This window comes from Gangjinia marincola, from assembly GCF_039523415.1.
Classification (GTDB): Bacteria; Bacteroidota; Bacteroidia; order Flavobacteriales; family Flavobacteriaceae; genus Gangjinia; species Gangjinia marincola.
The window spans coordinates 15788-36317 of sequence record NZ_BAAAFG010000005.1 but is presented as its reverse complement, the minus strand read 5'-3'; the positions used below and the strand labels follow the sequence as shown (position 1 = coordinate 36317).

The 20530-nt window shown below is 37.2% G+C and carries 21 protein-coding genes and 1 pseudogene; 17 read left to right on the top strand and 5 right to left on the bottom strand.

Translation table 11 applies throughout. The features are described 5' to 3' along the window. Nucleotides 1–36: 36 nt before the first annotated feature. From ABD000_RS14025 to ABD000_RS03890, 10 genes and pseudogenes are all read left to right on the top strand, one after another. Nucleotides 37–246, top strand: a pseudogene (locus ABD000_RS14025) (pentapeptide repeat-containing protein); the annotation flags it as partial. Then, a complete protein-coding gene (locus tag ABD000_RS03930) occupies nt 182–1531 on the top strand; it encodes a PQQ-dependent sugar dehydrogenase (protein ID WP_343764122.1) in 1350 nt (449 codons plus the stop codon). The pseudogene ABD000_RS14025 and the gene ABD000_RS03930, both read left to right, overlap by 65 nt. Next, on the top strand, nt 1531–2256 hold the full coding sequence (locus ABD000_RS03925; protein ID WP_343764119.1) for an SAM-dependent methyltransferase: 726 nt from the start codon (nt 1531–1533) through the stop codon (nt 2254–2256). Before ABD000_RS03930 ends, ABD000_RS03925 begins: the two co-directional genes overlap by 1 nt. Nucleotides 2257–2568: 312 nt before the next feature. Beyond that, a complete protein-coding gene (locus ABD000_RS03920; RefSeq protein ID WP_343764117.1) occupies nt 2569–3636 on the top strand; it encodes a GmrSD restriction endonuclease domain-containing protein in 1068 nt (355 codons plus the stop codon). A gap of 3 nt (nt 3637–3639) precedes the next feature. Beyond that, complete coding sequence (locus tag ABD000_RS03915; RefSeq protein ID WP_343764115.1) at nt 3640–4260, top strand: hypothetical protein; 621 nt, start codon at nt 3640–3642, stop codon at nt 4258–4260. 231 nt (nt 4261–4491) lie between these two features. After that, nucleotides 4492–4725, top strand: a complete 234-nt coding sequence (locus tag ABD000_RS03910) for a hypothetical protein (RefSeq protein ID WP_343764113.1) — start codon at nt 4492–4494, stop codon at nt 4723–4725. A gap of 231 nt (nt 4726–4956) precedes the next feature. Further along, nucleotides 4957–5499 carry a hypothetical protein gene (locus ABD000_RS03905; RefSeq protein WP_343764111.1) on the top strand — a complete coding sequence of 181 codons (543 nt, stop codon included), beginning with the start codon at nt 4957–4959 and terminating at the stop codon, nt 5497–5499. A gap of 229 nt (nt 5500–5728) precedes the next feature. After that, on the top strand, nt 5729–6823 hold the full coding sequence (locus ABD000_RS03900; protein WP_343764108.1) for a serine hydrolase domain-containing protein: 1095 nt from the start codon (nt 5729–5731) through the stop codon (nt 6821–6823). 432 nt (nt 6824–7255) lie between these two features. Beyond that, entirely contained in the window at nt 7256–7765 is a 510-nt protein-coding gene (locus tag ABD000_RS03895) for a hypothetical protein (protein WP_343764106.1), read from the top strand. Nucleotides 7766–8109: 344 nt separating this feature from the next. After that, complete coding sequence (locus ABD000_RS03890; RefSeq protein ID WP_343764104.1) at nt 8110–8697, top strand: hypothetical protein; 588 nt, start codon at nt 8110–8112, stop codon at nt 8695–8697. An 86-nt stretch (nt 8698–8783) separates the two neighbouring features. On the opposite strand, the gene ABD000_RS03885 is transcribed toward ABD000_RS03890, so the two are convergent. The 5 genes from ABD000_RS03885 to dapF all read right to left on the bottom strand — a co-directional run bounded on the left by ABD000_RS03885 (nt 8784) and on the right by dapF (nt 12980). Beyond that, nucleotides 8784–9431 carry a peptidoglycan-binding protein LysM gene (locus tag ABD000_RS03885; RefSeq protein ID WP_343764102.1) on the bottom strand — a complete coding sequence of 216 codons (648 nt, stop codon included), beginning with the start codon at nt 9429–9431 and terminating at the stop codon, nt 8784–8786. 298 nt (nt 9432–9729) lie between these two features. Further along, the gene (locus ABD000_RS03880) at nt 9730–10635 is read right to left on the bottom strand and encodes a DUF2279 domain-containing protein (protein ID WP_343764100.1); all 906 of its coding nucleotides are present in this window, start codon (nt 10633–10635) and stop codon (nt 9730–9732) included. Further along, nucleotides 10635–11678: an endolytic transglycosylase MltG gene (mltG, locus tag ABD000_RS03875; protein WP_343764098.1), complete on the bottom strand. Its 1044-nt coding sequence runs from the start codon at nt 11676–11678 to the stop codon at nt 10635–10637. Before mltG ends, ABD000_RS03880 begins: the two co-directional genes overlap by 1 nt. Then, on the bottom strand, nt 11668–12198 hold the full coding sequence (locus tag ABD000_RS03870; RefSeq protein WP_343764095.1) for a GNAT family N-acetyltransferase: 531 nt from the start codon (nt 12196–12198) through the stop codon (nt 11668–11670). The genes mltG and ABD000_RS03870 overlap by 11 nt, the downstream gene beginning before the upstream one ends. Then, entirely contained in the window at nt 12192–12980 is a 789-nt protein-coding gene (dapF, locus tag ABD000_RS03865; RefSeq protein WP_343764092.1) for a diaminopimelate epimerase, read from the bottom strand. Before dapF ends, ABD000_RS03870 begins: the two co-directional genes overlap by 7 nt. A gap of 119 nt (nt 12981–13099) precedes the next feature. Here dapF and ABD000_RS03860 point away from each other — a divergent pair, with 119 nt between their 5' ends. The 7 genes from ABD000_RS03860 to rplS all read left to right on the top strand — a co-directional run bounded on the left by ABD000_RS03860 (nt 13100) and on the right by rplS (nt 20285). Then, on the top strand, nt 13100–14500 hold the full coding sequence (locus tag ABD000_RS03860; protein WP_343764089.1) for a trypsin-like peptidase domain-containing protein: 1401 nt from the start codon (nt 13100–13102) through the stop codon (nt 14498–14500). Between the two features lie 176 nt (nt 14501–14676). After that, nucleotides 14677–16125 carry a glyceraldehyde-3-phosphate dehydrogenase gene (locus tag ABD000_RS03855; RefSeq protein WP_343764086.1) on the top strand — a complete coding sequence of 483 codons (1449 nt, stop codon included), beginning with the start codon at nt 14677–14679 and terminating at the stop codon, nt 16123–16125. 124 nt (nt 16126–16249) lie between these two features. Continuing rightward, complete coding sequence (locus ABD000_RS03850) at nt 16250–16846, top strand: hypothetical protein (protein ID WP_343764083.1); 597 nt, start codon at nt 16250–16252, stop codon at nt 16844–16846. Between the two features lie 15 nt (nt 16847–16861). After that, nucleotides 16862–18472, top strand: coding sequence for a S8 family peptidase (locus ABD000_RS03845; protein WP_343764080.1), 1611 nt, complete (start codon nt 16862–16864; stop codon nt 18470–18472). 24 nt (nt 18473–18496) lie between these two features. Then, nucleotides 18497–18931, top strand: a complete 435-nt coding sequence (locus tag ABD000_RS03840) for a GNAT family N-acetyltransferase (protein ID WP_343764077.1) — start codon at nt 18497–18499, stop codon at nt 18929–18931. Between the two features lie 2 nt (nt 18932–18933). Then, nucleotides 18934–19614 (top strand): tRNA (guanosine(37)-N1)-methyltransferase TrmD, encoded by a 681-nt coding sequence (gene trmD / locus ABD000_RS03835; protein WP_343764074.1) that lies wholly within the window; start codon nt 18934–18936, stop codon nt 19612–19614. Between the two features lie 317 nt (nt 19615–19931). Beyond that, nucleotides 19932–20285 carry a 50S ribosomal protein L19 gene (rplS, locus tag ABD000_RS03830; RefSeq protein WP_343764071.1) on the top strand — a complete coding sequence of 118 codons (354 nt, stop codon included), beginning with the start codon at nt 19932–19934 and terminating at the stop codon, nt 20283–20285. Nucleotides 20286–20530 lie beyond the last annotated feature (245 nt).

Below are 20530 nucleotides of genomic sequence, written 5' to 3'. Positions count from 1 at the left end.
CAAACTCATCTCTCACAAACTCATCTCTCACAAACTCATCTCTCACAAACTCACCTCTCACAAACTCACCTCTCACAAACTCACCTCTCGCAGACTCGCCTCGCACAAACTCGCCTCGCACAGATTCATCTCTCACAAACTATACAACTTTATCTGTATCTTTATAGAAAACTATTGAATCATGAAAAAAACACTAATCATGTTAGGGTTGACTTGTGGCCTAATGCAGGCGCAACAACAACTTAATTTAGAAGAAGTGGCTACGGGATTTTCTCAACCCCTGGACATTCAACACGCGAACGATGACCGATTATTCATCGTAGAAAAACAAGGACTAATCAAAATCCTTCAACCTGATGGTACTACACTGCCCAATCCTTTTTTAGACCTTTCTAACCAAATAACTACCAATAGCGAACGAGGTGTGCTTGGGCTTGCCTTTCATCCGGATTATACAACCAATGGCTTCTTTTATGTGCATTATTCAGATGCCGATGGAGATACGGTTATTTCACGCTTTAGTGTTTCAGGTGATGCTAATGTAGCTGATCCAACTTCTGAAACTATTTTATTACAAATCGATCAACCCTTTGCCAATCATAATGGTGGCACCATCGCCTTTGGACCAGATGGCAAGCTGTTTTACGGCAGTGGCGATGGAGGTAGTGGTGGTGATCCCGGGGATCGCGCTCAGGACCCGTTAAATTTATTGGGCAAGATGCTTCGGCTGGATGTAGATATTCCTGCGCCCTACATCCCCGCAGATAATCCATTTGTTGATGACGATAATGTTGCAGATGAAATTTGGAGTATAGGGGTGAGAAATCCGTTTCGATTTTCATTTGATGAGCCCACAGGTACGCTTTGGATAGCAGATGTAGGTCAAAATGCGTTTGAAGAGATTAATAGGGTGTCCGCTTCCGCGGAAGCGATTAACTACGGTTGGAGATGTTATGAAGGGAATGCCGTTTTTAATCAAAGTGGTGACTGCCCCGAAGATGATGATCTCACCTTCCCCTTAGTGGATTACGCCCATATAAATGGCGGAAGAAGCTCTGTCACCGGCGGAATGGTCTATCGCGGGACAGAATTTCCTGATCTGGTGGGAAAATACATCTTTGCCGATTATGTGAGTGATGAACTCGGCATTATTGATGAAAACGATAATTTAATGTGGGACAGTACCTATCCCGGTAATGGCTTTGCAGGATTTGGTGAGGATAACCAACAGAATTTGTATGTGGCTGCCCTATCCGGAAGAATATTTAAAGTCGTATCGACCAACCTTTCTACCGCAGATAATTCAGCAACTGCATTTTCCATGTTCCCTAATCCTGCTCAGGAAGAATTCACCCTTAGCGGAATCGAATCGCCGTTTACCGTGATCATACGAGATATTACAGGAGCAATGATCTATCACAATGATCAAAGCGAAGCAAATGTGAAGCTCAATACGCAATCTGCCGGACTCTATTTTGTGACGGTAGAGACCAAGCAAGGTACGTTTACACAAAAACTGATCAAGAACTAATGAATGCACCCCAGTTAGGGAAACTTTATTTAATTCCCACCCATCTTGGCAATGAAGAAACCGCAGCAGATGTCTTATCTCCTGCGGTTATTCATACCCTACAACGCCTGAATCATTTTATTGTAGAAAATGAAAAAACCGCCCGCAGGTTTATTAAACATGTTGTCCCGGGTAAAGTCCAGGCAGAGTTACACTTACAAACACTCAATAAACACACAGATGCTTTGGAATACGGCGCCATGCTGGAGCCTTGTCTTAATGGACATGATGTGGGGATCATAAGTGAAGCAGGTTGCCCCGGCATCGCAGATCCCGGTGCCGTGGTGGTCGCAAAAGCCCACGCAAAAAATATCAAGGTTATGCCGTTAGTTGGTCCCTCTTCTATCCTACTCACTATGATGGCCAGCGGATTAAACGGTCAAAACTTTGCCTTTAACGGCTATTTGCCCCTGGATAAAACCGAACAAAAGAAAAAACTAAAGCAACTGGAGCGCAGGATGCTGGAAGAGAACCAGGCGCAGCTTTTTATGGAAACTCCATACCGCAACAACAAATTGCTGGATCAACTAATCCAAACCTTACTCCCACAAACCATGTTGTGTATAGGATGTGATCTTACCTTGACCGATCAATACATATCTACCAAGTCCGTAAAAGAATGGAAAAACACCAAGGTCGATCTACATAAACGCCCCACGATTTTTGTGATTGGGGAGGTAGTTTAAATTCGTCGCTGAATTAAAAAAGATTTAAAAATAGATAATGTGTAACAGAACCTGCTGTTATCCTTAAAATATATAGAATACCTTGTATATTTAGTGCTGATATAACATGGCCAGACAGCATGACTGTTATTTGGTTATCTAATTTACTACTTTAGTAACCTAAACATTTAACAGAGTAACAACGATCGGCGATAGCTATATCAATACATAAACCGAATAACGTCTAAAGGCTAAATGGAGCTCTCTCAATTTAAGTTGGGATGCTACTGCCTTATCCGTCTGACTGTTGACAGTAATTTAAAAAGCTAATAGATGAACAATTTAATAACCATTCAGAAGACATTTTACAAGATTGCAGATTTTATTTCTTGGAAAAAAAAAGGGGGACTATTATTGTCTCCACATTTTCAACGAAGAGCTGTTTGGAATAAAGGCGCTAAATCATATTTGATAGATACTATATATAAGGGTTTACCTGTACCAATAATTTTTTTACGAGACCGTGGAATCAATAAAGAAAATTATGAACCAATGAGGGAGGTCATAGATGGTCAACAAAGATTGAGAACAATAATAGCATATATAGCCCCAGATTTGTTAGATGATTTTGATCCAAAAGTTGATGATTTTGTAGTTAAAAAAACTCATAATTCTGAGCTTGCTGGAACTAAATTTAAAAATTTAGATGAGGATGCGAAAAATAGGATTCTCAATTATGAGTTCAATGTTCATATACTTTCTTCAAATGTGGATGACAGGGATGTTATTCAAATTTTTAGAAGAATGAATTCAACTAGTTATTCATTAAAAAAGCAAGAACTCTTGAACTCACAATATTTTGGAGAGTTCAAAACTTCGCTATACGACTTAGCCGCTGAACAACTTAATCATTGGAGAAAATGGAAAACTTTCACTGATGTAGATATCTCAAGAATGCAAGAAGTAGAATTAGCATCAGAGCTAATAATTTCGATGATGGAAAAAAAGATTCAAGGTAAATCAACTTCACAAATAGAATCATATTATAAGAAATATGACGAAGAATTTAAGGAACGTGAAATTTTAGAGAATAGATTTAGAACAGTGATTGAATATATAAATGACAATTTTCCTGGTAATAAAAATGACTTTGTTTTTTATAAAAAAACAATTTTTTATACATTCTTTATGTCCATCTATCATTTGCTATATGGAATAAAATCGGATGTAGACAAAAAAACTAAGGCGAAAAAGATAGATAACAAGAAACTTCAAGAGATTAAAGCAAAAGGAGATCGTATTGCTAATAGATCCGCACCCGATAAGGTTCTTGAAGCTACTGATAGAAGAACGACAAATCCGAAAGAAAGAAATATTTTATTTGATTACTTAATTTCTTAAATTTTGCCTAAATTTTCAACGACCATAAGAAGAGAATTTAGTAATAGATTAATCGAGTTAAACAATACTAGAGCTAATTTTGAACTTGCTTTTAGTAATGGAACCATTTCAGATACAGACATTATTCAAGGTTATGCAGGTCTTTACTTAGATTTATTTACAGAATTTGAAAGTTTAATCGAAAAGCTTTTTCTTGGAATATTGAGTGGTTCGGTTAGTCATACTGATGGAACAGTTGACAGAAAAGTCTCAATCAAACCAGTCACAGAAGTGGAAATTGTTATTAAGGGAGAGAAACGAACCTATGTAGACTGGCTTCCATATAAAGAGAATACTTTAAAAAGAGCAAAAATATATTTCGTAGATGCTAGACCGTTTTCAGATTTAACTGTCTTACAAAAAAATAAATTGGCAAATTTTCATAAAATAAGAAATGCAATTGCACATAAAAGTCAAAAAGTTAGTGATCAATTTCAAGCAATTATTCAGGGTTTGACTCTACTTCCAGTAGAAAAAACTCCAGCAGGGTATTTACGAAATATACCAAATTCAGCTACTGGAATGACTCAACTTGAGATTATTTCTGATGAGTTATTAGGAATAGCAAACAATCTTTGCACTTAAACTATACCGAACAATGTACCCGCTCCAGAATAATGTTACTGCTGCGGTAACTACACGTTATACCTATGTAGCTATTACTTTACTATAATCACAAAACTCTAGCTAGGTATGCCATCGCATCTGGCTTCTTCAATAGTGAAGACTCATGGAAATAAATTTGCTATATTGAATATTCAAAATGCAACTTTGCATGGCGGTTTATTGTGCGCCATTTGCGCAAAATGAAAAAAAATGAAAATTTATCTATCAAAAGCACATTCAGATGAAGATGGTTCTTTTGCAGTCGAAGGAAAGCAGGGAATTATTTATGGAACAAAGGAAGATATTATGAATCTGTGTTCCTTTTTTAAACAAGTGGAAAGTCACATAAAGGAAAACGAAAACTGTCATATGCACTTTCGTGACAGCTTAAAAAATTGGAACAAGGACAAACATATTGATTTAGAAATTAATCTTGAAAAATGAGTTGGGATATTGTACATTCTAATTCCTTATAGATAACCCGCTCCGCAGTAGTTCTACTGCTACATTAGCTTCACGTTATACCTACTTACTTTTACTTTTACCATACCTACAAAACGCTAGCTAGGCATACTTTCGCATCTGTTTCTTCAATAGTGAAAGTACAAGCGAATAAATTTGCTATATTGAACATCTAAAATCACATTGCGCTTAGTGCTTTTCCAGACGTATGATATGAAAAACCTCTTGTTAATTTTTGTTCTAATTTTTACGATATCATCGTGTAAAAAAACACAAAGTGATAATACTCAATTGAATAACAACGATTCTACTGAAAAAAGGTATGAAGGAGAATATTTTAATTTTGATTTTCCAGATGATTGGAATATTACAGACAGTGAAGGATTAGAAGAAGGTGTTTATTTTCTTTCTGTCGAAAAAGATGGTTTAGATTCAAGTGGATTGTTTACCGTTGTATCATTTGATGAAGAAATTGATCTGGATAATTTAGTTTCAATAAATCTAGAACAACTTCAAAATAATCCAGTCATAGCTAATCTCAAATTTGACTCTATACGTGACGCTGAATTCAATCATATAAAATCAAGGACATCAAATTTTACATTCAGCACGTTAGGGATTAGGCATGAGGGATCAATTTCTGCATTCAATGGAGATAAAAATTCTTATGTAACTTTAAAACAAGGATCTTTAGAGGATAAAAATAAAAACTCAAATGGATTTTCCACTATAGAGAACAGTTTTGAAACAAAGTAACCCACTCTGAAGTAAATGCACTGCCGCAATAATGTAATCTAATCTTTTACCCTAGGTAACAAGTAGAAATATAATCCAACAAAGCGCAATGCTTACTTAAAATCATAGCATATATATTAAAAAGCTATGAGCCAAACGTACAACCTGTATTATAGAAAATAGGATTTCTCTCTTAACATCTAGACTTGTAACAAAAGCCGCCCTAGATCGTTATATTATAAAAGTTAAGATGAAAAAGTGGCTTCCATTCGTTTTTCTGTTAACTACATTAGTATGCTCAGCTCAAAATAAGTCCATTGAGGCCTATGCAGGATTTATAGAGAAGATCGATTCTCTACATATTGAACATCAAATCCCAGGCTTGAGTGTGGGTGTAATGAGAAATGATTCTATCCTTATTAGTACCGGGGTTGGTTGGGCAAATGTTGAAGCTAAGAAGGATATGACTGCTCAAACTCCGGTTCGTATTGCCTCTTTGACAAAACCTATATTTTCCACCTTATTCATGCGCTTAGAAGAAGAAGGAAACGTTGATTTAAACTGGAAGATAAAAAATTACGTCCCCAATTACCTGGAACGCTGTGAACGGATTTTAGCCTATTTTGAAAAGCAAATGCCGGAGTATGCTTTCTTACTAAAAGATTATGAACCTAATCGTGATGATATTTTGCTCAAGCACCATTTATCTCATACTGCAGAAGCTTCTCCCGGGACTAATTACAAATACAACGGGTTGTTGTATGGTATGTTATCAGCAGTAATGAAAACGGCTACCGGGGTGAATTTTGATCGTATGGTGGATAGCCTGATCATTCAAAAACTAGAGTTAAAACATGCGGCTTCCTCTCAATTAGACGATACAAAAACAGAACTACTTAACACCATTGCTCTCCCCTACCATTTTAGTGAAGACGATTCATTTGTACGAAGTCCATTTCCTGATAAAGATTTAAATGCAGGCGCCGGACTTGTATTTTCAGTTGAAGATCTACTGCTATTTGATAAAGCGCTAACTCATAATACGATCATATCCAATAAAGCCAAAGAAAAAATGTTTGAACCTTTTTTACTCAATGACGGCAGGCGTTCACCTTATGGATATGGCTGGTTTATTGACAATTACAAAAACAATAAAGTAATATGGCATTATGGATGGCAACCTAAGGCATATTCAAGTTTATATGTAAAAATACCGGAGAAAAATTTGACTCTCGTCATGCTTACAAACAGTGAAGGTTTAAGTAGTTCATTCAATCTAAGTAATGGAAATTTACTGCAATCTGTATTCGCTCAGGCATTTTTAGATCAGTTTGTTACAGATTGATTTTCTTTAGGCATACTTTAAATTTAAAGGTTATTTTTTTACTAAGCCTAAGTCTAATAGCAACCCCTCTAAAAACATACTGTTTCAATAATAAGATCTGGTTTTTGTTCTAGACAACTACGTTGAAATGATCATAAAATTTTATCTGCTACGATATTAAAATTTAGCTCTTGGATTAATTATTTCGAACGTGTAAAACGAAACTAATAATATTCTACGAAGAAATGCGTGGTGTATGCACCATTAATGGCCAAAAACAATGTATTCATAGTTCTCTATTATTTAACGAGTGTTCCTAGTTCACCAAGAGGGGTGATAAGGTTCTACGGTTTTTTTATTTTATGTAACTTCAATCTATAAAGCATAGTGTAAACTATACATACCGATGTTTAGTACTTGAAGCGGTTTGTAGCCCACAAATAAAAAAATAAAATGAACAGAATTTTACTATTACTACTGTCGATTACTGTATTAATCGGATGTAAATCTGATGTAAATAACACGATTGAAATGAAAACTTTCAAAAAGATGAACTTTGAACAAGAAAAAACAGCTATTTTGGAAACGTTAAATAATGAAACGAGGGACGCTTTTCAAAGGGACTATGAAAAGTGGACAGAAAATTGGGTACACACACCAAATATATCTAAAACATATATGAACTTTGTAGATAGCACGTTTTCAGAGTCTATAGGTTGGGATGAGATAAGCCAATTTGTGAAAACCTTTATTGAAGAACATCCTGAGCCGGAGCCCGTTCCTAAACTGATCGATGATATAGATGTGCGTTTATATGGAGATGGAGCGTCAGTAAGCTTTAAACAAATGGATTCTATACGCGGATTAAAAAGAAAAACTAGACTAATGGAAAAGGAAAATGGAAAATGGAAGATTGCAGGAATGCATACAACTATCTATGGATTTAAGAGCCAAAAACAATAGTTGTTGGCAGAGTTTAAATCAGAGAAAAAAACAGATCCAACATGCGACCGCGAAAAATACTTAAACAACAAGAGTTACCATTCCGTAGTAATTTTACAGCTATTGTAAGGTGATCTGGCATATTTTCTAAAGATTATATATCATAAAGGAATCAGAAACGTCCAGCTAGGCGTGCAAAGAAATCTATTCTTAGAACTATTTAAAAACAGGTAAATAAATTCGTTATATTGGATATTCAAAACCGAATTGCGTACGGCTCTTAATTTTGTTTTAATGTATCAATTACCACTAGAAAAGATAATTTTACGAATAGCTAATTGATAAGCTATCAATGCTCTTATAGTATGAAAAACACTGTACTAAAATATCTCGAACAAGTACTCCTAATTGTTTTTAGTGTCGTATTGGGATTGTATCTAAGTGAACGAATAGAGGACAGAAAAAATGAAAGAGATGCTCAGGAGTTGTTTCTAAAAATAAATTCAGAGCTAACAACGAATAAAAAACTTTTAGATTATTGGGTTCCATATCATAAAGAAATAATTAATAGGCTAGATAGTCTTTCTAATGACACAACTTTTATAAAAACGTTTATTGCAGATAAATCAGTCATTTATGAGGCGTTTGGCAGAGGTACAATTATGAGCGATATGCCCTCTAACGATGCGTGGGATATTGCAAAGTCTCACCCGCTAATTGTAAATATGGATTATGACAAGTTATTTATACTATCTAAAATATATAATCAACAACGCTTTACGTATGAATCTATACCAGCACTTATTAACCTGATTGTATCATCTGAGTTTAATGCAAGAGAGCATGCAAAGCGAAACTTAGAATTGTTAAGAGACAAGTTAGAAGAAACCTATGGAAGAGAAGTACAATTGGTACAGTACTATGAACTTGCAGAAAAGTTCGACTCTGATTAAGGGCATATTCAATAATCTGCCGCAATAGTCACATTGCAGTTGTGACATGATTCAACATTTATTTAAGGCTCTTTTGAAATAAAAGCCTACTCCGTTATACTCGCCTCTTTATCTGCCTTGATAAACGAAAGATCGTAGCCTGCGAATTTTTTCAGGTAGTAAGAAATGGTCGTACCAAAACCATCAGCGAACTCCTTTTCACCGTAACTACGTAGGAATCCCTTTACACTTCCAGGTCCCGCCAAGTGCGCTGCAGCCAGAATACCTGATTCTGTTACTTTGACTCCGTTGATCCATTTTCCTTCAAAACGTTTGATGTCTCTTCGCAACACCCATTTGTTTCGGGCACAATTGGCATAAAAAGCCTTTTCCTGAAGTAAGGGACTATTAAGAAACTCCCGCACATCATAAAGCCCAAGCGTATTTAAGGTAGAGCGACCAAACTGATACTTCCCACGGTAACCAAATTGATTAATCACAAAATAGTCTCCGCCGGATTCCTGAAAACCTAAGGCCTCTTTAAACCCTAAATATCCATCACCTAAAGAAGGAAAATATACGCGTTCATCAATCCCGCTTTCTAAAAAAGCATTAGGCTCTGCTACCGTATAGTACTCAGGTAAATCTGTCTTGGCAAAATAATACGTCATTACTTTATCTCCTGATGAAAATGCTGAAAATGCAAAGATTCCCACTAGTGATAAAAATGTACTATATAATATTCCTTTTTTCAAACCTTACTTCTATTTAAAATGATCAATCTTAGGGATCGTTAAATGTTAATGCCCTCCCGAATTTTGAGCGTGCAAAGATACAACTAATCTAAATCTATTCAACTATGACGAGTTAAATAATTCCTAATGAGTCAGTTAAGCCTAAAAACCCCGAAAATGCTACGATAACGTTATAATTCACTTGTTCCCGCACGGTTGCTTTTTAATTTTATGTAGTACGACTAACAATTGTTAACAAGTTTGAAGGAATATTTAACGATTGCAACCTAAAAAATTGAACCAGATTAGATCCAGGATGTTAAAAATATAGTAGTGAAAATTGAAGGTTCTTTTCTGTGCTGTAGATCAACGTAGGCGCCGGAACTTTTAACGTGTTAATTACAGAAAATACACTGCGTAAAAAACCTGATGTTGTTTTTATACGCCTAAAATCTATGTCAAGACTCAGGTAATATTGTCTATAGCGCGATGTAGGGTCATCTGCTAAAGGTATACCCGTAAGCATGCCTTCTCCTCCGTATCCTACCGCCAGATTCAGCCAGTTGGGTAATAGAGTGTCTCCTAAGAACGCATTAACGTTTGCGCTTATCCAGTACGTTTGACCGTTGTAATCTTTCAAAAATTCTTCTGCAAGACCATTTCCTAGTTTTTCAGGGTTTTGAGCCGAAAATTGGGTTTGATGAAAGCTGTATTTAAGTACCATACGCTGATCCTGCCACAAGAGCTCCTGCCCGATGTAAAATCCTGTTCCTGCTGCATTTGCCAACAAATCTCCTGTAGAAGCTCCCCACTCAGCTGAAAAGCCGTCAAACACCTCTACGGCCGTTAAAAAACCTAAGCCTAGGGTTGCACCATAAAGCAATTGATCGCGTTTTTTTACACCACTCCACGCTAAAAGGTCTGCTCCTACTCTACCCAGATGATAACTTGAATACACATGACCTACTTTATCCAGTTGCAGCCATTCGTCATTGTCATTGATAAACCTAAAGCTGGATTGTTCGTAATCTTTGTACCACAGCTGGTATAATCCTGCCAATGTGAGACCACCTATGGCAGCTTCGGTTAACACAACCGCATTTCTCCTGGGTTTATGTAGTGTATCACTGGGCTCAAAAAAAGAACGCTCTTTTTCGGCTTGACCGTAATTTTCCGCGCTAAGCGCAAATAAAAAGAAGAAAAGTAGTGCTGTAATGCGGTACATTAACGACGTATTCCTAATTTATCGATCCAACGTCTATACTGTTTTCGATTATTATTGTGTTGGCGATTTGTTTCGGCAAAGAGATGATACCCGGGTCTGCTCACATCTGCTACGAAAAAGAGGTAATTATGATCTTCAGGATTTAGTACGGCATCAATGGCACTAATATCGGGCATGGTGATTGGCCCTGGAGGTAATCCCTTAACTCTATACGTATTGTAGGGCGAGTCTAGCTCAAGGTCACGGTAAAGTACGCGCTTAATAATGGTGTCGTAGTTTTTGTATGCTCTTTTAATGGAATAAATGACCGTAGGATCTGCGTCAAGCTTAATTCCGCGTTCGTACCGGTTTAAATATACTCCTGCAACCCGCGGACGCTCATCAATTTTAACACTTTCTTTTTGTACTATGGATGCCAGCGTGATCACCTGTTGCGGAGTGAGCGCAAGAGCTTTGGCTTTAGTTTTTCGCTCTTCGGTCCAAAATCGTTGGTATTCCTCATACATTCGATCTCTAAATTTCTCTGCTGAAGTATTCCAATAAAATTCGTATTTATTCGGCAGATACATACTTAACGCTGTTTCCTGATCAAAACCGTGGTTTTGTAAGAAGTCAGGATCACGCATCGCGTTGAGAAGAGTGATACTGTCTGCTTCTATTTGGGTGGCTACTCTACCCGCCAGGTTTTCAATACGCTCCTGATTATTGAAGGTAACCGAAACGGGTTGGTTCCCGCTACGTAGCGTATTTACCAGGTCGTTGTTGTTCATTCCGTTTTTTAAGAAATAACGCCCCGCTTTTACATTACTCATATATCCCTTTCTCTTGGCGATGGCATCAAAACTATCCATATCCAATAGTAACGGCTCCAACGTATCACGTACCGCCTCATAACTGGCATTAGTCGGAATATAAAGTTCTTTTCGCTCTTCTTTAAAGCCCGTATTAGGCGAAAAAATACTGGTGTAGACGGTATAGCTAAACCATCCCAAGACAGCAATACTCAGCAGAATAATGATAAGTAGAATTTTTTTAAGATACATGATGAATGTGTTGTACTATGAGTTCATTATGGTAAACGCCCTGATGGAAGTTCCAGTCTTTTTTAATACCAATTTCTTTAAAACCGCAGGATTTAAATAGAGTTCTGCTAATGTGATTATCTTCTGCAATGTTGGCATAAACCTGATGCAGATCTAAGCGCTCAAAACAATAGTTAAGGACTAACGTTAGCGCCTGTTTACCGTAGCCTTTGCCGCGATCTTCTTTATTCACCAGCAAGATGCCTACCCCGGCACGCTTATGTTTGGGATTAAAGTCAAACAGATCAATAAAACCTAAGATATCATCTTGATAAGAACAAATGACAAAACGCTGCTGTTTTACCACATAAATATCATGGTGATCATTTTTTAAGTACTGTTGCAAGACTTTACGGGAAAAAGGTTTATTCGTATGGCTTATTTCCCAAAACTCTTCGTCGTTTTCTACACTAAACAGGTACTCCAGATCTTCAGGTTCAAGTGCCCGTAGTTTAACCAGTTCATTTTTAAGTGTTACCATGAGATTTCTCCTTTAAAAACAAACACTGCCGCACCGGTAAGCCAAATATCAGTAAATCCCGTTGAGGTGGGATTAAAAGAAACACTCAACCTCCCTCCAGGTGTGGTCAATGTTATCTTTTTATCATTGGTGATTTTCGCATGATAAGCGCTTAGTGCTACAGCGGTAACTCCCGTGCCGCAGGAGAGTGTTTCGGCCTCAACACCGCGTTCGTAGGTTCGCACACTTAACTCTCCTGTTGTTAAGGGCTCAACAAAATTCACGTTGATTCCTTCAGCATTAAACGAATCATTGTATCGAATTTTTGCACCCTGTTGGTCCACATCTAATTGCTCCAGGTTTTGAATAAAGCTCACGTAGTGTGGAGAACCGGTATCTAATAGGTAGGCATTCTGCTCTTCTTTAATGCTAGAGACATCCTGCATCTTAAGACTTACCTCGTCCTTATTTATCCTGGCCTCATGAGGACCGTCAATTGCCATAAAAGCTGTTTGGTCATGAATGATTCCCAGAAATTTTGCAAAAGCTACCAAACATCTTCCGCCATTACCGCACATTGTGCTTTCCCTGCCATCTGCATTATAATAGACCATTTTAAAATCATGGGATGACATTTCGGCATTTTCTAATAAGATTAATCCATCTGCTCCTATGCCAAATTTTCGGTCACATAAGGTTCGGATTAGTTTGGTATTATTTTTGGAAAATCTCTGTGAACGGTTATCTATGATGATAAAATCGTTCCCCGTACCTTGATATTTATAGAATGTATAATTTTGCATAAATCAGGGTCAAATATACAATTTACTTTAGGATGATGTTGCTGTTAAATAGGCGTTAAAAAAGCTCAAAAACAGCAACACAGCATAAAAATTGAAGTTATAAAAAAAACCGAACGATTATGAGAAGATTATTTTCTACCCTGGGGGTCGCAGTGATTGGTGGTGCAATTGCACTTGGATCGTATCAATTATTTTTTGAAAAAGAAGATATTGCCATTACCGAAGCTCTACCCACCTTACCTGTTACAAAAACTACAACCTATACCTCTTCTGCTCTTGCAGCAGCAGAAGAAATCAATTTCACCACAGCAGCAAATAAAACAGTTAACGCAGTGGTACACGTAAAAAATGTAGCCTTTTCAAAACAACCTCGTTCCTGGATGGAATATATGAATGGTGGTGGTGAATTACGTAAGGCTTTACGCGGTGCCGGGTCTGGTGTCATAATCTCGCCAGATGGTTATATCGTAACTAATAATCATGTCATTAAAGGTGCAGCAGAGGTTGACATCACTTTAAACAATAACAAAACTTACAAAGCTGAAATTATAGGAAGAGATGCAGCTGCCGATATAGCACTATTAAAAATTGATGCTGAAGACTTAGCGTATATCACTTTTGGTGATAGTAACAATATTCAAATTGGTGAGTGGGTTCTGGCCGTAGGGAATCCCTTTAACCTTACCTCTACCGTAACTGCCGGTATCATAAGTGCAAAAGCGAGGGATTTAGATCCTACCGATGCTATTAATCAATCTTTCCTGCAAACCGATGCGGCCGTTAATCCGGGAAACTCTGGTGGTGCCTTGGTTAATGTCAATGGAGAGTTAGTAGGAATCAATACGGCGATCTCGTCTCAAGACGGAAGCTATATTGGATATTCTTTTGCGGTACCGAGTAATAATGTGCGAAAAATTGTAGAAGACATCATGGAATATGGCGATGTGCAAAATGCAATTTTAGGAATTAAAGGCGGAAGTTTAAACGCTATGCTGGCCGAAAACGAAGGATTACATGATACACAAGGGATCTATATCGGCGAAGTAACTGCCGGAAGCGGTGCAGCCAAAGCAGGCCTCAAAGAGGGAGATATCATCAAACAAATCGACGGAATTAAGATGAGAAAATTCTCTGATCTTACCGGATATTTAGGAGCTAAAAAACCTAATGAAACAGTTGAAGTTGTCGCCAAACGTGACGGAAAAGAAAAGACGTTTAACGTGACGCTTACACGTTATATTACTTTTAAAATTGATGAGGTTGGTTTAGAAGTAACCGATATCTCTAAAGAAGAATTAAAGAGATTAAAAGTCAAAAGTGGAGTTAAAATCATTAGAGCACTCACACAAGATATGCAACGACAAAATTTAACCGGAATTATCATTACTAAGATCGATAATAAAGAAGTTTCTAGTGTGGCTGACGTAAAAGAAATTGTAAATCAAAGAGATCCTAACGATCCGATTCGCATTACGTTTGCCGGAAAAGATGGTGAAACTGAAACCTATGTATTCAGATAATCACTGGTTAATTGAACCCTAAGGCCGCTGTATTAGCGGCCTTTTTTTGTTAAGTAGTTAAGTTCATTTCTAGAAGATAGTACAATATTATTTTCAAGAGAAATAAAAAGAAGGCTTTTATTTTACGAAAACGATTGAAATATATACTTTTGCCGAAAATTTAAACCCTCCATCTCATGACGTATAACAACGTATATGAAAAAGAATTAGCTTTTCAGGCAGATCGAAGAAAGGCAACCGTTGAATGCATAAAGATAGTTAGTGAATTATGGTATGAACAATCCATCGAATTGGTTCTTTTTAGAAACCAACTCATTGACTGTAATGTCAATGACATTTTGGATCTACATGAGTATGCCGGTGCGTTCGTTCAAAAGCCTATTTCTATTTTTGATACGGTTGAAATTGCTCAGGCAATCAACACGATGAATCTTCCTCCTTCAAAAATAGACATAGGAAAGCTTACCTACGAATATCACCTAGAAGAGAATGAACATCTTAATGCTAAAGCATTTGTAAACACCCGACTATCTGGAGCTCAAAGCTTTGATGGAATTGAACCTAAGGATGTTGTCCTATATGGATTTGGGCGTATTGGCAGACTACTTGCCAGAGAGCTCATGAAAAAAACAGGGAAGGGTTCGCAGTTGCGATTAAGAGCCATTGTGACCCGTGGTGAAATTGATCAAACTATACTGGAAAAAAGAGCCTCATTGCTGAAGAGTGATTCGGTTCATAAAGATTTTTCGGGAACAGTAGCAATTGATGCAGAAAAAAAAGCATTAATCATTAATGGTACTACGGTACACATGATCTCTGCCAAACAACCTGAAGATATTGATTACACTGCGTACGGAATTGACGATGCATTGATCATTGACAATACGGGTGCCTTTAGAGACCACGATGCTCTTTCAAGACATTTATCTGCAAAAGGAGCTTCAAAGGTGTTACTAACCGCTCCCGGTAAAGGTGTTCCAAATATTGTACACGGAGTAAATCATCAAGAGCACCATCCAGATGACGTGTCTGTTTTTTCGGCCGCCTCATGTACTACTAATGCGATCACTCCCATTCTTAAGGTAATGGAAGATAGTTTTGGTGTTGAACGAGGGCATTTAGAAACCATTCATGCGTATACCAATGATCAGAACTTGGTAGACAATATGCATAGCAAGTACAGACGTGGTAGAGCAGCTGCTTTAAACATGGTCATTACAGAAACGGGTGCAGGGAAAGCTGTTTCTAAAGCACTTCCGGTATTTGAAGGAAAGCTTACGTCTAACGCAATACGTGTACCTGTTCCTAATGGATCACTGGCAATTTTAAATCTTGAATTAAGTTCACCGGCTTCCGCCGAAAGCGTTAACGCAGTAATTAAAAAGTACGCCCTGGAAGGAGATTTAGTGGAACAAATCAAATACTCACTTGACAATGAATTAGTGTCTAGTGATATTGTAGGATCTTCAGCTCCTTCAATTTACGACAGTAAAGCAACCATTAGCACTGCTGATGGGAAAAATGTTGTCTTATATGTATGGTATGATAATGAATACGGGTATAGCCATCAGGTCATCAGGCTTGCTAAATACATTGCAAAGGTGAGACGTTTCACCTACTACTAGTAAACAAATTCTAAAGCCGCTCTCAAAAAGAGCGGCTTTTTTTCGGCGTTAGCCAAAAAACAATGTTTCTTTGTACTAAGAATAAGGTTCTCACGTTTTTCTTAAAATTTTAAGCCATCTATTTATGAAAAAATATACGTTTATTTATATCGCGGTGTTTTTGTTTAGCGCGGTCCTAACAGCTCAGGAGCAAGAGACTACCTACCCTAATCCTGTTGAAGAAGAATTTGCTAAAGTGATCAAAGAAGCGAATAACTTTCAAAAGTATAAGGTAGTAGAACGTTATAAACTTAATCAACTTCAAAAGAATACTGCAGATTACCTGGCTAAATTAGATCAGGAAATACAAGATCTAAGTCAAACGATTGCAACTCAAAAAGCTGAAATTGACGGATTGGAGAATACACTCAATCAAACCCGCCAAGATTTATCTGCCGTCACCGATGAAAAGGACAGTATGAGTTTTTTAGGTGCTCAGGTATCTAAAGCTACCTACAATACCATTTTGTGGGGAACTATTTTAGCACTTATTGCAGCTTTAGCCTTGTTTATTTTTAAATTTAAAAATAGCAATCAACTTACTACAAGAGCAAAATCAGATTTAACTGAAGTTGAAACAGAATTCGAAGAGTACCGCAAGAAAGCCCTTGAAAATCAACAAAAGTTAGGTCGGCAGTTACAAGATGAGCGCAATAAACTATTAAAGTTGAGTAAGAAATAATTTTATATAACTAGTATGAGAGAAAAAGTATATGTCCTGTTTTTGATACATATATTTTGGATAGGTCTTTTCGCTCAGCAAAACAATAATGGAATAAGTAATACCATTATTGTAAGCTTTAAAGAAGACCAGCCAGATTTAGATTCCAAGTTTTTTGATGCGAGTGACTTAGATAAAATTATCATCTCATCTAAAAAAATAGGTGCTAGCGATAAGGATCACCTATACCTTCTTACGTACAGTAAAAATAGATCGACGAGAGCTGATGTTATTTCAGCGTTGGAAGATATTCCGGAAGTCAACTACGCAGAACCCAACTATCAGGCAAAAGGTGCCGGACAACAACTTATCACCCCTAATGATGAGTTCTTTTATAACAGACAATGGGGATTATTTAATGACGGTACGTTTTCACTTTCTCCTGCAACCGAAGATGCTGATATAGATATTGAAGCCGCGTGGGATATCTCTACCGGAGATCCCAATCTGGTCGTGGCTGTTTTAGATACTGGTTTACGCATGCAGCATCCCGAGTTTTCAGGAAGAATCTGGATCAATGAGGATGAGAGTAATGATGGGAATGATACAGATAATAATGGATACATCGATGATTCATTCGGTGGATGGGATTTCGTAAATGGTGACAATGACCCTACTGATGATCAAGGTCATGGAACGAATGTTACCGGTATCGCTCTGGCAACTGGTAATAATACCAGTGGATACGCCGGTATAAACTGGCAATCAAAAATTATGTCCTTAAAAGTTTTGGATGAAGATAACAGTGGTTTTTACAGTGACATGATTGAAGGGATTTATTACGCTGTAAATAACGGAGCCAGCGTAATTAATATGTCTCTTGGTGGTAGTGGATTCTCAACAAGTATGCAAAATGCAGTTAACTATGCGTATGACAATGGTGTAATTATAGTTGCATGCATGATGAATGAAAATAATGACGTGACCTATTATCCTGCGGGATTCGACAAAACCATAGCCGTTGGTTCTACAAATCCAAATGATGAACGCTCAGAGCCGTTCTTTTGGAATCCTAATAGCGGTAGCAATTACGGAGATCATATCGATCTAGTTGCACCCGGAAATTATATGTGGGGCTTACGCTACGATTCTGATACAAATTACAACTCCTATTGGGGAGGAACGTCACAAGCAACACCTTTAGTGGCAGGAGTAGTTTCTTTAATTCTGTCGCATGATAACACTAAAAGCTATGATGAAATATATGATTTAATTCGTTTTGGAGCAGAAGATCAGGTTGGTAATGCGCTAGATGTTGAAGGTTGGGATCCTTATTATGGCCATGGTAGACTTAATGCTGAAAATACCATGGGTTCGTTGTTACTTAGTACGACTTCGTTTGAAAATTCGGTTAATGACATCATTATATTTCCTAATCCATCCCTGTCACAGAATTACTTAACCGTTCTAAATACTGATGCACTAGCCAACGCTAACATATACGACGCTACAGGTAAATTAATAAAACAAATCTATCATCTCAATTCCAATCGCATTGATATTTCAAATATCTCTGACGGAATGTATATTCTGCATTTAACCGAAGTTTCTGGAAATACCTCTACTCATAAGATAATCATTAACTAGAAAGCCTGATCAATGCAAATTAGAATGGCTGAACTAAAGGACCTAGACCAATTAGCTCCTCTTTTTGATCAATATAGAGTCTTTTATAAGCAATCTTCTCACCTTGAAGCAGCAAGAGATTTTTTAGAAAAGCGTTTTCAAAAAAATGATTCCGTTGTTTTTATGGCAGAAGATGGAGATCAGATTGTTGGATTTACGCAATTATATTCAAGTTTTTCCTCAGTGAGCTTACAACGCCAATATATTTTAAATGATCTATTTGTAGCTGAAACTCATCGAAATCAAGGCATTGCTACTGCTCTACTTGAAAAAGCAAAAGAATTCTGTAGACTACAAAAGGCAAAAGGTCTCGCCTTAGAAACTGATCACAACAATCCCGCACAATACCTCTATGAAAAATTGGGTTGGAAAAAAGATGACCGTACTTTTCATTACTTTTGGACCTCACCCCAAGCCTAATTATGCGCATTGATATCATTACCGTTGTGCCAGAACTCATTCAGAGCCCATTCGCCGCTTCTATTCTAAGAAGAGCCATTGATAATGGACTGGTAGAAGTGCACTTTCACAACATAAGAGACTATAGTACCAATAAACACAAACAAGTAGATGACTATCAGTTTGGTGGTGGTGCGGGTATGGTATTGATGATAGAACCCATTGATAAATGCATTTCAGGATTAAAAGCTGAACGAGACTATGACGAGATCATCTATATGACACCAGATGGTGAGACGCTGAATCAGGGAATTGCAAATGCGCTTTCGCTGAAAAAGAATATCATCATTCTCTGCGGGCATTATAAAGGAGTGGATCAACGTGTACGCGATCACTTTATCACCCGTGAAATTTCAATTGGCGATTATGTATTATCTGGTGGAGAACTAGGTGCTGCAGTGCTGGCAGATGCAGTCATACGATTAATTCCCGGTGTGCTGAATAATGAGACCTCTGCTCTTACAGATTCATTTCAAGATGGACTCCTGGCTCCTCCAATATATACTCGTCCGGCAGAATATAAAGGTTGGAAAGTACCAGATCTGCTTACCAGTGGTAATTTCCCTAAAATCGAAGCCTGGCGTGAAGAACAAGCTTACGAACACACTAAAAAACGTCGACCGGATTTGTTGGATGACGAATGAGGGTTGTCGACAATCATTACTGGTTATTGGTTATTGAGTTATTTATTATTGCTGACAGGTAGTAGGAAATAGAGAAAAGCGAAATGACCGACGGTATTTAGTTTTTTTTGAAATTTACTTTGTATATATCTATTACGGCAGGCTTAGGATATGATTAGTTAAGAATCTGTAACGAAAGGCTGAGACTGAGACTTTATACAAAAAAAACACCTGGCTCTTGTTGATTAGAAAAGAAAAAGTATCTTTGCATCCGTTTTAGATGAACCTCTGGCGATCACCGTGAATGTTCTTTTAAACTATACGTTTAAACGATTAATATGGAAGCGTTAGTAAAATACGTACAAGACGAATTTATTTCTAAAAATGAATTCCCTGCGTTTGGAGCAGGAGACACGATTACCGTGTACTACGAAATTAAAGAAGGAAACAAGACACGTACACAGTTTTTTAGAGGTGTAGTGTTGCAAACAAGAGGAACAGGAAGCACCAGAACGTTCACGATTCGTAAGATGAGTGGTTCAGTAGGTGTTGAGCGTATTTTCCCTATGAATTTACCGGCACTTCAAAAAATTGAAGTGAATAAGAAAGGTAAAGTACGTAGATCACGTATCTTCTACTTTAGAGGTCTTACAGGTAAAAAAGCACGTATTAAAGAGCAAATGAAGCGATAAGTCCATTTGTTATTTCAGGTTATAAAGCCTTCGGTATATCTACCGAAGGCTTTTTTTATGAACAAAAGTTAATAACTTAGGTTTATAAACGGTTGAAAAAGAAAAGGATACAAAAATTTGCTCCTATTAAAATTTTTCCTATCTTTATGTAAGAATTGAATGAGAAGACAAAAGGAATCTCATTTTAATAATGTTTATGTATTCAAGTAGTGAAAAATGAAAATTTTTTCAGTGCGATTTAAGAA

Excerpts from the sequence above, each read along its gene's own strand:
- ABD000_RS03850 (WP_343764083.1), top strand. The coding sequence starts at position 16,250 with ATGAAAAAATATACGTTTATTTATATCGCGGTGTTTTTGTTTAGCGCG.
- dapF (WP_343764092.1), bottom strand. The coding sequence starts at position 12,980 with ATGCAAAATTATACATTCTATAAATATCAAGGTACGGGGAACGATTTT.
- ABD000_RS03845 (WP_343764080.1), top strand. The coding sequence starts at position 16,862 with ATGAGAGAAAAAGTATATGTCCTGTTTTTGATACATATATTTTGGATA.
- ABD000_RS03840 (WP_343764077.1), top strand. The coding sequence starts at position 18,497 with ATGGCTGAACTAAAGGACCTAGACCAATTAGCTCCTCTTTTTGATCAA.
- ABD000_RS03900 (WP_343764108.1), top strand. The coding sequence starts at position 5,729 with ATGAAAAAGTGGCTTCCATTCGTTTTTCTGTTAACTACATTAGTATGC.
- ABD000_RS03925 (WP_343764119.1), top strand. The coding sequence starts at position 1,531 with ATGAATGCACCCCAGTTAGGGAAACTTTATTTAATTCCCACCCATCTT.
- ABD000_RS03920 (WP_343764117.1), top strand. The coding sequence starts at position 2,569 with ATGAACAATTTAATAACCATTCAGAAGACATTTTACAAGATTGCAGAT.
- ABD000_RS03890 (WP_343764104.1), top strand. The coding sequence starts at position 8,110 with ATGAAAAACACTGTACTAAAATATCTCGAACAAGTACTCCTAATTGTT.
- rplS (WP_343764071.1), top strand. The coding sequence starts at position 19,932 with ATGGAAGCGTTAGTAAAATACGTACAAGACGAATTTATTTCTAAAAAT.
- ABD000_RS03870 (WP_343764095.1), bottom strand. The coding sequence starts at position 12,198 with ATGGTAACACTTAAAAATGAACTGGTTAAACTACGGGCACTTGAACCT.
- ABD000_RS03930 (WP_343764122.1), top strand. The coding sequence starts at position 182 with ATGAAAAAAACACTAATCATGTTAGGGTTGACTTGTGGCCTAATGCAG.
- trmD (WP_343764074.1), top strand. The coding sequence starts at position 18,934 with ATGCGCATTGATATCATTACCGTTGTGCCAGAACTCATTCAGAGCCCA.
- ABD000_RS03895 (WP_343764106.1), top strand. The coding sequence starts at position 7,256 with ATGAACAGAATTTTACTATTACTACTGTCGATTACTGTATTAATCGGA.
- ABD000_RS03860 (WP_343764089.1), top strand. The coding sequence starts at position 13,100 with ATGAGAAGATTATTTTCTACCCTGGGGGTCGCAGTGATTGGTGGTGCA.
- mltG (WP_343764098.1), bottom strand. The coding sequence starts at position 11,678 with ATGTATCTTAAAAAAATTCTACTTATCATTATTCTGCTGAGTATTGCT.
- ABD000_RS03855 (WP_343764086.1), top strand. The coding sequence starts at position 14,677 with ATGACGTATAACAACGTATATGAAAAAGAATTAGCTTTTCAGGCAGAT.
- ABD000_RS03905 (WP_343764111.1), top strand. The coding sequence starts at position 4,957 with ATGAAAAACCTCTTGTTAATTTTTGTTCTAATTTTTACGATATCATCG.
- ABD000_RS03880 (WP_343764100.1), bottom strand. The coding sequence starts at position 10,635 with ATGTACCGCATTACAGCACTACTTTTCTTCTTTTTATTTGCGCTTAGC.
- ABD000_RS03910 (WP_343764113.1), top strand. The coding sequence starts at position 4,492 with ATGAAAATTTATCTATCAAAAGCACATTCAGATGAAGATGGTTCTTTT.